Source organism: Streptomyces sp. NPDC058086 (assembly GCF_042885015.1).
GTDB lineage: Bacteria > Actinomycetota > Actinomycetes > Streptomycetales > Streptomycetaceae > Streptomyces.
On the sequence record NZ_JBHVST010000054.1, the window covers coordinates 66,226 to 78,803 of the forward strand.

Here is a 12,578-nt window from a genome sequence, read left to right on the forward strand (position 1 = left end):
GTGTCCGGGAACGTCGGCGATGTCAGTGGTCGTCTCTAGGCTGCCGGGCATGTTTTGTTTCTGGATGCGACGGCATGAGTATCTCCCGACGGCCCCCGGCTGTCTGCGCCCTCGCCCTGTGACACCACAGGGCATCTGTTGCACGTACGGGATGCCGGTACTGGGGAGGGTGTGATGGTGCGCAGGGTTGTCGACGGCGAGGTCCACGTTCACTATGGCCAGATCTACGTCGAGAGTGACCCGGGCAGTTTCGGCCCTGATCTCGCGGGGGCGTTCGCCGGGCAGAGTGCGGGACTGTGCGGGGCGGCGATTCCCGGCGCGCTGTGGCTGACGACCGGCCTGCACACCGGCAACGTCGGCTTCACCGTCGAAGTCCACGACCAGGCCCCGCCTGTGGATGCGGTGTGGGAGGACGTGGTGGAGGTGTCCTTCCGCCCGGCCTCGGCGCGCAGCACGCTCATGCAGTGGGCGGGCGAAGCCTGTTGGGACCTGGGCCTGGAGGAGAGCGACTACCGGGTGCGTTACTGCGCGAAAGGCATGGACCAGGCCTGTCAGGAAGACACCCGCATGGACGACGAGCCCCAACTGGACTGCTACCTCATGCAGTTGTGGCCCGCGGAGCCCGCTGCGGACCGCGTCCTGAAGCAGACGGCGGCGATCGCCGCCTACTGGCACGACTACGCCCGCCAGCTGCCACCGCCCCCCACTCCCGACGAGCGGGCCGAAGCCGAACACCAGGCCCGCCTGCGGCAGGAACAGGCCGAACGGGAACACCAGCTCGCCCTGGACCGCTGGCAGTGGGGCGGGCAACTGCCCAGCCAGGCTCTGCGCGCCGTCGGCGGCAATGTCCGTGGCCTGCTGTGCTTCGACCCCGCACTCGTCCATGCCCTTGATGCCGCCGGCCCCGACATCCAGCGCACCGTGGCCCTGCTGGCGGCTCGCCGCGCGTGCGAGGCGGCCGGTCTGGCCGGCCTCGACTGGATCGCTGCGGCGCTTACCGCTCTGGCCGAAGGCCGCCCGCTGCCACCGCCCTTCGACGAGCCGGCCGTCATGTGGCAGACCCTGGCCTGCGACCCGCGCGTCCCCCAGCGGACCGTCGGCCAGCCCGTCGCGCCCCAGCGGCCCTCCTTTCGGCCGCCCGCACTCCCGACCGGGCGCGCGCCGATGCCGAAGCCCCGGCAGGCGCCCCGGCCGGTGGGGCCCGCGGCCGCCGCCATGAACCAGCCGGGGCCGCCCGAACCCCCGGTATCCCAGGCCGGTGCGGCGCGGTACGCCATGGCGGTCACCGTCGGCGCGCCGGATCCGTCCTTGCGGATGTCGCAGCCGCACATGGCCCTGCCCGCCGTGACCGGCGCCGCCGAAGCAGACCCGCTCCGGGCCGCTCTGGACGCGGTGCATGCCGCCGTGGCCACCTACGGTGAGGACTACCCGGCGCTGCTGGAAGAGATCAGGTCCGTGAGCGCAGGACGTGCCTGAAGTGCCCCGACTGCTGCCCATTTGATGCCGAGTTTCGCGAGGGTGGTTCGTTGCTGCGAGGTGAGCCTGTCTCGCCTTGCGCGAGTGTTCGAGACCCATACGCCCAGCTTCACGACGACCGGCTCTGACTCGCCGTCGACCATGATCTCCTCACCGTGTCCGCGTGGCACCGGCCGGTCCGGGCCTTCGCATTCGATCCATTGTGTGAGGGCGGTGGTGCCGGGTTGGAAGGCCTGCGGTGCCGTGCTCGGCCGCATTGCAGCAGCCTTCGCAGCTGGGGCGGGGAGGCGGCTCCGGGGTGGGTCGTCCTCCCGGTGATCTCCGAGCAGACGTTCGGCTGCGCCCCTTCGCACCAGTGGGCCTTCGAACTGGACGACGCGCCGAGCGCACCCGGGGACCCCCGCATGCAGCCGGCCGAACCGGAGCTGCTGTTGCACGCCTGAACGCCGCAGTCCGCCGCCTTCCGCGCCCCGAGCCACCCCCGTCCCGGGGGCGCGGAGCGGACCGACAGTCTGCCGGCGGCCACGCTTTTCGCCGCCCCGGTACGCCATCGCCACCAGCAGGAGAACGGCGCGAAGCGCCCCAGCCGGACGCTCTCCATGCCTTGACGTTGCTCCATGCCCTGGCGGCGGCCGCGGCAAGTCCTGCACACTGATGTCGTGCCAGCCGCGGTGCGACCGTTGAGTGGTACTCAGCTCGCAGCCACTTCCGGGAGACAGACCGTCGAGTTCGCCCGCGGCACGGCGCGGCCGAAGGGGGATGTGCGCCTCACTGCCGACCTCGATCCAGCCGCTGTTGGCGAGTTTCACACCGAGTTGCTTCGCCAGGCCGGTCTCGGGAGTGGCGCCCTGGACGCTGAACACCGAATCGAGCTCCTGCCGCTGGTTGCCGTGTGTGATCACGGCTGTCATGAGCTCGTCGCTCCCCTCCACGGCGCGGATGTGGTCGTGGATGACGGGGATGCCAGGCCTGACTGTCACTGACCGCACGCTGAAAGCGTGGCTGGACGGCAAGCGCTCCGCCTCGGAGCGGAACCTGCACAATATCGAGACCACCTACCGCACGGTGCGTCGGCACAGCGTGGTCCGGTACCTGCTGGACCGTCTCAACCACGAAGGCCGTGGCACACGATCCGAGTTGCACCCGCTGAATCAATCCCAGGTCGACCGCCCCCGCCAACGGATCGTGGAATACCGGAGCTTGAACATCCGTCCCTGGGACGCCGTGGTAAGGGCCTGGGCAGACGGCGACAGCCAGGCGCTGGACGAAGCCTGGATCGAGCAAATCGTGGATCTTGGTTCACGGCGGGGACAGTACGAGTACGTGACCAACGTCGGCTTTGCCGCATGACCAGCAGCAACACCCCAGCGCCAGCTGTCGGCGACGAGGGCGCCCGGGGCCGGGTGCCCTCGACGCCGATCAGGCAGGGGTCACATCGTGGCGCCCGCCATCGTGCGGCACATCTCCGCGCAGCGGCGACACGCCTCGGCACATCGCATCATCATTGGGTCGTCCGGCACGGTCATACACGCCTCGGCACACATGTCGCACGCCTTGGCGCACATCGCGCACATCTCGGCCGACATCGGCGAGCGGCGCATCATCATGTCCGCGCACATGCGGGTCATCTCGGAGCAGTCCATGACCGCGCGCATGATCTGCATCGAGGGCGCGCCGCCCATCTGCATGCATGCGCTCATGGTCTCCTCGCACATGCTGTGGCACGACATGCACGCCTCGACGCAGTCCTGCATCTCCTTGCTCATCGCGGGCATGGATCCGGGCTGGCTCATGGCTCCTCCTGGGGGTGAGGGGGCCCGGGGCGGGCCCCTTGCCCCTTTGTTCTACTTCTTCCCGTGCCCGCCCGCCACGAGGCGGACGGAGCGATACCGGATCTTTTGCCCGAATTGCCCGTCCCGGCATACCTGGGCCGCGTCACGGGCCAGCCCAGGGGAGTGATCGGTTCAACCGCCGCCGCGACGCCGTCGAGCGCTGCGTCAGCAAGTGGAAGCGGTACCGCGCGGTAGCCAGCCAGTACGACAAACGCGACCGCATCTTCTTCAACGTCACGCTGACCGTCACCGCGATCGTCATCCGGCCCTGCGGCCTCATCCAAGAGTCATCAGAAACGGCCTAGACGATTTCTCGTACGCGCGGGAAGTGACAGGCGGCTCCGTCGCCGTCGAGCTTGGGCACCTCGTAGGCGCACCGTTTCTGCTCCCCCTCGCTCAGCTGCGCCTGGAGCGGGCAACGCGCCCGGAACCGGCAGCCGCCGTACCGCCGTGTCGGGCTCGGCGGATCCCCGGCGAGCAGGATCCGCGACTGCTGCCGCGCCCGCTCGCGCACCGGATCGGGCAGCGGTACGGCGGAGAGGAGGGCCTGGGTGTAGGGGTGCCGCGGCCGCTCGAACACCTCGTCGACCGGGCCGGCCTCGACCGTGCGCCCGAGGTAGACCACACTCACGCGGTCGGCGATGTTCCGTACGACGGACAGGTCGTGGGAGACGAAGAGATAGGCGAGGCCCAGCTCCTCCTTGAGGCGTTGCTGCAGCTTGAGCACCCCGGCCTGGACCGAGACGTCCAGCGCCGAGACCGGTTCGTCGAGGACGAGCAGCTCGAGCTCGACGGACAGGGCGCGGGCGATGCCGATCCGCTGGCGCTGGCCGCCCGCGAACTCGTGCGGGTAGCGGTCCGCGTGGGCCGGGTCCAGGCCGACCTGGCGCAGTAGCTCCGGCACGCGGCGGGCGACGGTGGCCCGGTCGGCGCCCTGGGCGCGCAGCGGCTCGGCCACGATGTCCGCGACGGGCAGGCGGTCAGCAGAACACTGGTGGTCAGCAGGGTGGCCAAAGGTGCCCATCGGAAGAGTCTGAAATCCGGCGCCGCCCGCCTGATCGGTCCGGCGATCGCCGGTGTGCTGATCGGGGTGATCGGTACCGGGTGGGTGTTCGCCCTCAACGGCGTGTCCTTCACCGTCGTCCTCGCGGGTCTGCTGTCGATCCGTCCACGGGCACGGGAGACACGCGCCGTCTCCCGGCCCCCGTGGACGGGAGCCGGGGCGGAGGGGCTGCGCTATGTGGCCGCGCGACCCGAACTCGTCGGCGTGTTCACCATCTTCGGTCTGGTTGCGACCTTCGCCGTCAACTTCCCGACCACGCTGACCCTGTTTGCCGGCCGGGTCTTCGAGGTCGGCTCCCGGGGGCTCGGCATCATGAACACGGCCCTGGCCATCGGCACCGTCGCGGGGACGATCGTCGCCACGCGCGGTGTCTCGCCCCGGGTCCGGACGGTCGTGGCCGGCGCGTTGCTGTTCGGCGGTTTCGAGGCACTGGCGGCGGTCATGCCCGTGTACCCCGCCTTGCTGCTGCCCGCCGGTTTCACGTTGATGACGCTGAACACGGCGGTGAGTGCCTTCGTCCAGTCGGAGGTCAGCGACGCCATGCGCGGCCGGGTGATGGCGGTCTACACGGTGATCTCCATGGGCGGCAGCCCGGTCGGCCCCCCGTCATCGGCTGGATCTCCCAGCACGCGGGGGTGCGCTGGGGGCTGGCCATGGGGGCTGCGACCGCCGTCCTGGCGGCGGCCGGGGTGGCGCTGTGGCTGGCACGGACGTCATGGTCGGCGCCCACACCGGCCGCGCCGCCGATCTCCCGGTCCGTGGCGACCGGCCGCCTCACTTCCCCTGAGCACACACCTGCATGCGAACCGCACACCGGAGGAACTCGCCATGACTGACCGCCACACCGGGCTGCCCGGTCTGCACCTCGCCCTGGAGGCCGACGGAGGCGGTGTCCACCCGGCCGCCCAAGCGGCCCCGACGGCGCAGGCGGTACGGGAGGCGGCCGTCTCCGCCGAGAACGCCGGCTTCGCCCTCGTCACCTTCGCCGACGCGCCGTTGCCGCCCGGCACGGGCCCGGAGCCCATCGGCCGAATCGAGGCCGGGACCCGCGCGGCGTACGTCTCGGGTCTCACCGACCGCATCGGGCTCGCGCCCACGCTGCATGTCACGACCACCGAGCCCTTCCACCTCGCCACCCAGCTGGCCGGCCTGGACCACGCATCGCACGGCCGGGCCGCCTGGCTGGTGGGAGCGGCGGCCGGCGTGGACGACCTCGCCACCGTCGGCCGGGACCTGCTCCCCGCCGGGGCGCTGCGCCGGGAGATCGCGGACGTGGTCGACACCGCCCGTGCCCTGTGGGACTCCTGGGACGACGACGCGATCATCAAGGACGTTGCCACCGGCCGCTTCCTGGACCCGGACCGCGTGCACCACATCGACTTCGAGGCTGTCTCCTTCACCGCCAAGGGCCCCCTGATCACGCCCCGCCCGCCGCAAGGACAGATCGTCGTCCTCGCCCCGGACGCGCTGGAGATCGACGAGCGCGCCGACGTGGTCCTGGTGGCCCGCCCCACAGCCGCCGGAATCGCCTCCCGCGCGGCCACCGCCCGGGAGAGCGGCGCACCCCTGGTCTTCGCAGAGGTGGAGGTCGTACTCGACACCGCTGTCCCGGCCGTCGACCGGCTGGCCGAGCTGAACGCCACGGCCACTTGGCCGGAGACCGGACGGCTGCGCCACACCGGCTCCCCGGAAGCGCTGACCGGACTCCTCACCGAACTCGCCCAATCCGTCGACGGCGTACGGCTGCACCCTGCCGTCCTCGCCGACGACCTGCCCGTCCTGTCCGACCGGGTGCTGCCCGCCCTGGCCACCGCCGGACTCCACCATCCGCCCCGCCCCGGCGACACGCTGCGTACCACGCTCGGCCTGCCCCGCCCCGCCAACCGCTTCGCCGCCGCGACCACGAACGCCTGAGGTGACCGCCATGACCGAACCGTCCTCCCGTCCCCAGCTCCACCTCGGTCTGTTCTTCACAGGCGTGGGACCCCAGCTGATCTGGACCGACCCCGACGCCCCCTCGCACACGGCGATCGAGACCTGCGTCGACGTGGTGCGGACGCTGGAGCGGGGACTCTTCGACGCCTTCTTCCGACGCCTTCTTCCTCGGCGAGGGACTGCGGGTGCGGGAGAACCAGGGAAGGATCTTCGACCTCGACGTGGCCGGCCGCCCCGACGCCATCACCCAACTGTCCGCGCTGGCAGCCGTCACCGAACGGATCGGACTGGTGGCCACCCAGAACACCACCTACAACTACCCGGCCGATCTCGCGCGCCGCCTGGCGAGCCTCGACCTGCTGTCCGCAGGCCGGGCCGGATGGAACATCGTCACCACCGACAACGCCTGGACCGGAGCCAACTTCCGGCAGGGAGGCTGGCTGGAGCACGAACGCCGTTACGACCGCGCGGGACAGTTCGTCGACGCGGCCAAGGAACTGTGGTCGTCCTGGGACGGCCGGGGTCCTGCCCGCCCGGTCGAGAGGGACACCGACCTCGTCCGGCTGCGAGCCACCGCCACCGTACCGGTCAGCCCGCAGAGCAGGCCGGTGCTCTTCCAGGCGGGGGACTCCGACGGCGGCCGCGACCTCGCCGCCCGCCACGCCGACGTCGTCTTCTCCGCCAACACCGAGTACGGCAAGGCCGTCGCCTACGCGGCCGACCTGCGCGACCGGCTGGCCCGGCACGGCCGGTCCCCGGACTCGCTGCGGATCCTGCCGGGCGCGAGCGTCGTCCTGGGCGACACCCCGGCGGAGGCGGAGGAGAAGGCCCGCTGGGTGCGCGGCGAGCAGATCAACGGCCCCCGGCGATCGCCTTCCTGGAGCAGTACTGGGGCACCGACCTGTCCGCCTACGACCCGGACGGACCGTTGCCCGACATCGAGCCCAGCGAGGACGAGCTCGACCCTTCACGCGGCACGATCGCGATCGCGCACCGCACCGGCAAAGCGGCCCTGATCCGCAAGTGGCGCGAGCTGGCGACCGAACGCGGCCTGTCGTTAAGGCAGTTGGTGCTGGAGGTGGCACCGGGCCACCCGGCGTTCACCGGCATGCCGTCGGCTGGCGCCGGCGAGTGGACCCGCTACGTCACCACTCGCGCCGTGGACGGATTCAACATCGTGCCGCACCTGCTTCCGTCTTCGGTCGCCGACATCGTCGACAAGCTGGTGCCGGAACTCCAGAGCCGGGGTGTCTACCGCACCGAGTACCGCGGCAGCACCCTGCGTGACCATCTGGATCTGCCGCCGCTCGCCGCCCCGCAGGGTGACTGAGCGAAACGGCAAGCCGCCGGCCGGCGGACGTCACTCGGGTCCCGGACGAGGTTCACGTCATGGCCGGGCCCAGCACACGGGACCCCGCTCACACCCTGGGGCGGATCCTGGTCCACTCCACCGGCTGTCCGCGAACGAGCCAGGCGCTCGCGGACGCCCTGGAAGATCTCACCGCGTCACAAGCCACGGACGGCGAGCCACTCGTCGAGCGCGACCGAGACGACGTCGGCGACGGGCAGATGGTCGAATCCGGCGTCCAGCACGAAGCGTTTGAACCGCTTCTTCAGCTTCAGCGCCCCAATGGCTCTTTGGGCGAGTGCAAGAACTCCTCGTAGCCAGTTGACGGCAACTTCGGCGCAGACCGAGAGACAGTCTCTCGGGAGCTTCCCCCCGATGCAGACCGACGCTGAAGGCACCGCCGAGGATGCCTGTGCCGTGAAGGGGATACGAGGTCTCTGATCAACCGACCTGATCTTGGCGCGCTGATGTTCGGCTACCTCAACCACGTGGCCGTCACGCAAGGCGACGGCCACATCGACCGTGGCGCCATAGACACGGCCGTGCAGCTGGCTCGATCAGCGCCCGCAGCTCTTCGTCAACGATCTACAGCCGGTTCTCCGCATCCCACGAACGGTTAATAGACCCAACCGGTCACGCCCTACCAGCGCACCTCAACAAGGTCGTGCTGCGAGCGACCAGTACTCCAGCTGCAGATCGTGATCTTGCTGGCGAGGGTCGCAGGCCAGAGCGTAGGACCGCCGCCGCCCAGAACCGGTGCACCTGGGTAAGGCGCTCGACGAGCTCGCGCAGCGACCAGTCGGGGCAGCTGGGGACGCGGACATCCAGATCGGGGGAGCCCGCGACGCTGCTGCGCAGGGCGGCGGAGCGGTCCTCGATCAGAGTCAGCAGGTCTTCGAACGCAGGTGTCTGGGGCATCCCAGCTTGCTATCACCCGGTACTGACGGCGGCCCTTCGGGTTTCCACCGACCGCTGAGTACTCCAACAGCGGTTCGTGGTCGTGCTGTTGGGGGCCAGCACGGGGGCCTTCGTGCGGTCACCGGTGATTATCGGTGTGACGAATGAAGATCATGCGATGGCCGCAGGTCACAGCGTAGATCCTGGCCACCGGCAGGATACGTTCGAGGCCCTGATGGGCTGCATAGCGGGGCGGTTTGCCCGGATGGAACCGCGGCGGCGGGTGCGGGAGCTCGTGCTCGGGCTTCTGCCGGACCTGCCACGCAAGAACTGCTGGACGCCTGGCCTGCTGAGGGTCAGGGTCCGATACCTCCGGACACAGCGTCGCCGGTCCGCTAGGAGCTGTCCGGCCGATCATGCGACCCCGTTGAGCTCGGATCGTTGGCCTGTGTGAGGTCTTACCGATGTTGCGGTGGCTGCGTATCTCTGGGAAGACCTCAAAGCTCGCTTCGCCGCCCTGACCTCGAGGTAGCGGATGCCCGGTCGTGCCGGGGAGCCGACCGGGCCCAGGAACTGCTCGACTGGCCGACCACGCCTCAGGGCTTTGAGGGCGAAGGATTCTGTCAGATAGCTCACGCGGGAACAGCAGGCGCAGAGGAGCAGTGAGCATCACCCTGTGCCGGGCGTCGCGCATGTATCCGTGGTGGAGGTGGAGGAGCTACCGGCACAGGAGGGCTGTGGTGCCGCCGGCCCCGGCCGCGTAGCGCCACCAGAACTGGGCGCCTTCTTCCTCGTCGGCGAGGGAGAGCAGATGAGCAAGGGCGCCGTCGGGGTCGTGGGTCGTGTCGAGTGCGGTGATGTGGCGGGCGGCATCGCGGTGGATGATGCCGTGTCACAGAGCGTGCGGGGGAGATGGGGGATGGTTTGTCCGTTCGCCTCGCTCCTCCCGCGCACTCGAAACCGCGGTCAGTCGCGACCACGGCTCAGTCGGCACCGCGGCGACGACTGCAGCCTGACGACGGTTTCGCCGCCAGGGTCAGATGTACGCCGGCGTGTCGCCGACGGGATCCATCACGTCCAGCGGTGGCCACCGAGCTGCGCAGACGAAGAATGTGACGTGATGAAAATTACCATTCAGCTCTCTGGGGTGTTGCATGGCGACATTCTGAACCTAGTCTGTGGCGATTCTTTAACGCACCGCTAACACCGTGAGGCCGCCCCATGGCATCTGTCGACCAGCTCGCCCCACCAAGCACGAGCCAGCACCACAGCTCCCTCCGACGGAACGTCGGACTGATCGGACTGCTCTGGGCGTCCGCCGGCTCGATCATCGGATCCGGCTGGCTGTACGGCGCGAAGAACGCCGTCGTCGCCGCCGGCCCGGCGGCTCTGATTTCCTGGGGCATCGGCGCGGTCGCGATCGTGCTCCTGGCGTTTGTTCATGCCGAGCTGGGTGGAATGTTCCCCGTCGCCGGCGGTACCGCCCGTTACCCGCACTACGCCTTCGGCGGCCTGGCAGGCATGTCCTTTGGCTGGTTCGCCTGGCTGCAGGCGGCAACCGTGGCGCCGATCGAGGTCGAGGCCATGATCGGCTACGCCGGTCACTGGCACTTCGCCCAGAGCTTCCTCAATGGCAACGGCACCCTGACGACGAGCGGCTTCATCGTCGCGGTGATCCTCATGGGCGTCTTCGTCGCCGTGAACTTCCTCGGTGTCACGGTGCTGGCCCGGACCAACAGCGCTGCCACCTGGCTGAAGATCTTCGTGCCGCTGCTCGCCATCTTCACGCTCGCTGCGACCCACTTCCACAGCAGCAACTTCACCTCGCACGGCTTCGCGCCGTTCGGCTCCAAGGGCGTGCTCGCCGCGATCAGCACCAGCGGCATCGTCTTCGCCCTCCTCGGTTTCGAGCAGGCGATCCAGCTGGCGGGCGAGAGCCGCAACCCCAAGCGCGACATCCCTCGCGCGGTGCTCGGCTCAGTGGCCATCGGCACGCTGATCTACGTCCTGCTGCAGGTCGTCTTCATCGGCGCGCTGCCCGGCAGCAGCTTCGCCAAGGGCTGGGACAAGCTCGACTTCGTCGGTATCAGTGGCCCCTTCGCGGGTCTGGCCACCCTTGTCGGTCTGGGCTGGCTGACCGTGGTGCTGTACTTCGACGCCATCGTCTCCCCGGGCGGCACCGGTCTGATCTACACCACCTCCACCTCCCGTATCTCCTACGGTCTGAGCAAGAACGGCTACGCGCCGCGCGCCTTCGAGCGCACGGACTCACGCGGGGTCCCGGTGTACGGCCTGATCATGTCCTTCGTCACCGGCGTGGTCTGCTTCCTGCCGTTTCCGAGTTGGCAGCAGCTGGTCGGCTTCATCACCTCCGCCAGCGTGCTCATGTACGCGGGTGCTCCACTGGCCTTCGGCGCGCTGCGCCGGCGCCTGCCGAACCGTGAGCGCAGCTACCGGCTGCCGTTCGGCGGCGTACTCTCCCCGCTGGCGTTCATCGTTGCGAGCCTGATCATCTACTGGAGCGGCTGGCAGACCCTGCAGAAGCTGGGCGAAGCGATCGTCCTGGGCTACATCCTGCTCGGCGGCTACGCCCTCTACGCGTCCAAGAAGGGCCTGCCGAACGCTCCGCGGATCAGTTGGAAGTCCGCCCAGTGGCTGCCGGTCTACCTGCTCGGCATCGGTGTGACTTCCTGGCAGGGCACCTTCGGTAACGGCCAGGGCAACCTTCCGATGTGGACGGACATCGCCGTCGTGGCCGTGTTCTCCCTGGCGATCTACCACTGGGCGATCCGCGTGGCCCTGCCGACCGACGCGATCGAGCAGAACATCGAGGACGTCGAGGTCGTCGACGCGGGCGGTCACTGACCCGTCCGCACTCCCTCATACCGGGGCGGTCCCGAAGCGGCCGGTTCCGGGGTGGCGCAAGCACACTGTCTTGGCTGTGAACGCGAACTCGCCCGGCTCGACGAGAAGGGCCACCCCCGGACCGGCGTCCGCCGGACCCCCGTGCCGACTACGAGGAGTTCAAGGAACTCCTCAGGGAAGCGGGGATCGATGATCGGCGCCTGTACGACGGGAGCCGTCACACCGCCGGCAGGATCCTGAACGAGCTGGGTGTGGACATGCCCACCATCATGGAGATCCTGCGACACTCTGGCGGCCGAGCCGAGGGTGGTCGCCCACCTTCTATCGCCGCGGCCCTCGTCGCTCCCTCGGTCGAGGAATAGTCAAGACCTGTGGATCAAGTCAGTCGCTGTGGCGTCCCTGACGTAGTCGGCGACTGGCGTCGGTTCGGACCCGTCGGGTTCTTCCGGCCTCGGCGAGCGGGGTGAGGACGGCGGGTGAGGGCAGGGTCTCGACGCCTTGCGCTGGAACCAGTCGGAACCGGTGGTGACTTCCTCCGAGCCCCACGGCTCGCCCACGGTGATTGACCGCAGCAGGGCCCATCCGCGCAGACGGCGGGCGAGGAACTCCCGCTCCGCGCTGATCTCGGCCATCGCGCGGACCCAGGCGGTGAACCTCCAGTGGCTACTGCGTGGGCAGTGTGGCTGGTTTCTCTGAGTCGATGCGTCGTGGCAGGTGTCGCAGGCCACGATGGTTTTGCGGCGTCGGCCTGCTTCCCGGCCGGGGTGAGTGCGATGGCGTGGTGTTCGCCCTTGCCGATGTTCAGGCCGATGTCCAGGCCGAGATAGACGTCGATGTCGCTGGTGTCGATCACGTGCACTCTCTGGTAGTACCCGCCCGGCCCTACCTGCCGTACCGGCTGTCGGCATCCACATAGGTGGTGGGGTGAGGGGTTGAATCCGGTCGTCCGGTTGGGTGGGGGTGGGTGGGGCGGTGGCGGGTGGGTGGGGGTGTTTGTGCTGGTGGGGGTGGGTGCGGGGGGCGGTGGGGGCTCAGCGGGGTGGTGGGCGGGGGCAGGTGTTTGGGCCGGTGTTGGGGTGTGGTGGGGGTTTTGGTCTTGTGAATATACGGACTAGCTGGTTTGGTTTGGGGTGGTTGCAGGGAGCATGTTGTGGTGGGTTGT

9 protein-coding genes and 4 pseudogenes are annotated in these 12,578 nt (G+C 69.3%); 9 read left to right on the plus strand and 4 right to left on the minus strand.

Translation table 11 applies throughout. The features are described from left to right. Positions 1-174 precede the first annotated feature (174 nt). From ACFVWD_RS33870 to ACFVWD_RS33880, 3 genes and pseudogenes are all read left to right on the plus strand, one after another. Positions 175-1,476: a hypothetical protein gene (locus ACFVWD_RS33870; protein WP_389601674.1), complete on the plus strand. Its 1,302-nt coding sequence runs from the start codon at positions 175-177 to the stop codon at positions 1,474-1,476. A gap of 314 nt (positions 1,477-1,790) precedes the next feature. Continuing rightward, positions 1,791-1,919, plus strand: coding sequence for a hypothetical protein (locus tag ACFVWD_RS33875; protein WP_389601676.1), 129 nt, complete (start codon positions 1,791-1,793; stop codon positions 1,917-1,919). A 523-nt stretch (positions 1,920-2,442) separates the two neighbouring features. Then, positions 2,443-2,826 (plus strand): annotated as a pseudogene (locus tag ACFVWD_RS33880) (transcriptional regulator); the annotation flags it as partial. Between the two features lie 80 nt (positions 2,827-2,906). On the opposite strand, the gene ACFVWD_RS33885 reads toward ACFVWD_RS33880, so the two are convergent. Then, positions 2,907-3,269, minus strand: a complete 363-nt coding sequence (locus ACFVWD_RS33885; RefSeq protein ID WP_385385749.1) for a four-helix bundle copper-binding protein — start codon at positions 3,267-3,269, stop codon at positions 2,907-2,909. 340 nt (positions 3,270-3,609) lie between these two features. Then, positions 3,610-4,296 (minus strand): annotated as a pseudogene (locus ACFVWD_RS33890) (oligopeptide/dipeptide ABC transporter ATP-binding protein); the annotation flags it as partial. A gap of 18 nt (positions 4,297-4,314) precedes the next feature. Between ACFVWD_RS33890 and ACFVWD_RS33895 the strand changes: the two are divergent. From ACFVWD_RS33895 to ACFVWD_RS33905, 3 genes are all read left to right on the plus strand, one after another. Beyond that, positions 4,315-6,285 (plus strand): LLM class flavin-dependent oxidoreductase, encoded by a 1,971-nt coding sequence (locus ACFVWD_RS33895; RefSeq protein ID WP_389601677.1) that lies wholly within the window; start codon positions 4,315-4,317, stop codon positions 6,283-6,285. A 206-nt stretch (positions 6,286-6,491) separates the two neighbouring features. Then, positions 6,492-7,322 carry an LLM class flavin-dependent oxidoreductase gene (locus ACFVWD_RS33900; protein WP_389601679.1) on the plus strand — a complete coding sequence of 277 codons (831 nt, stop codon included), beginning with the start codon at positions 6,492-6,494 and terminating at the stop codon, positions 7,320-7,322. Continuing rightward, positions 7,235-7,636, plus strand: coding sequence for a hypothetical protein (locus ACFVWD_RS33905; protein WP_389601681.1), 402 nt, complete (start codon positions 7,235-7,237; stop codon positions 7,634-7,636). The genes ACFVWD_RS33900 and ACFVWD_RS33905 overlap by 88 nt, the downstream gene beginning before the upstream one ends. 176 nt (positions 7,637-7,812) lie before the next feature. Here the strand turns inward: ACFVWD_RS33905 and ACFVWD_RS33910 are convergent, their stop codons facing one another. Both ACFVWD_RS33910 and ACFVWD_RS33915 read right to left on the minus strand, forming a co-directional pair. Beyond that, entirely contained in the window at positions 7,813-8,169 is a 357-nt protein-coding gene (locus ACFVWD_RS33910) for a hypothetical protein (RefSeq protein ID WP_389601682.1), read from the minus strand. Between the two features lie 118 nt (positions 8,170-8,287). Continuing rightward, on the minus strand, positions 8,288-8,572 hold the full coding sequence (locus tag ACFVWD_RS33915) for a maleylpyruvate isomerase N-terminal domain-containing protein (RefSeq protein WP_389601684.1): 285 nt from the start codon (positions 8,570-8,572) through the stop codon (positions 8,288-8,290). Positions 8,573-8,729: 157 nt separating this feature from the next. Here ACFVWD_RS33915 and ACFVWD_RS33920 point away from each other — a divergent pair. The 3 genes and pseudogenes from ACFVWD_RS33920 to ACFVWD_RS33930 all read left to right on the plus strand — a co-directional run. Then, positions 8,730-8,891, plus strand: a pseudogene (locus ACFVWD_RS33920) (IS701 family transposase); the annotation flags it as partial. 881 nt (positions 8,892-9,772) lie between these two features. Further along, positions 9,773-11,416 carry an APC family permease gene (locus ACFVWD_RS33925; RefSeq protein ID WP_389601685.1) on the plus strand — a complete coding sequence of 548 codons (1,644 nt, stop codon included), beginning with the start codon at positions 9,773-9,775 and terminating at the stop codon, positions 11,414-11,416. Positions 11,417-11,532: 116 nt separating this feature from the next. Further along, positions 11,533-11,706 (plus strand): annotated as a pseudogene (locus ACFVWD_RS33930) (integrase); the annotation flags it as partial. Positions 11,707-12,578 lie beyond the last annotated feature (872 nt).

Coding starts and splice junctions, on each gene's coding strand:
- ACFVWD_RS33870 (WP_389601674.1), top strand. CDS start 175: ATGGTGCGCAGGGTTGTCGACGGCGAGGTCCACGTTCACTATGGCCAG.
- ACFVWD_RS33885 (WP_385385749.1), bottom strand. CDS start 3,269: ATGAGCCAGCCCGGATCCATGCCCGCGATGAGCAAGGAGATGCAGGAC.
- ACFVWD_RS33915 (WP_389601684.1), bottom strand. CDS start 8,572: ATGCCCCAGACACCTGCGTTCGAAGACCTGCTGACTCTGATCGAGGAC.
- ACFVWD_RS33925 (WP_389601685.1), top strand. CDS start 9,773: ATGGCATCTGTCGACCAGCTCGCCCCACCAAGCACGAGCCAGCACCAC.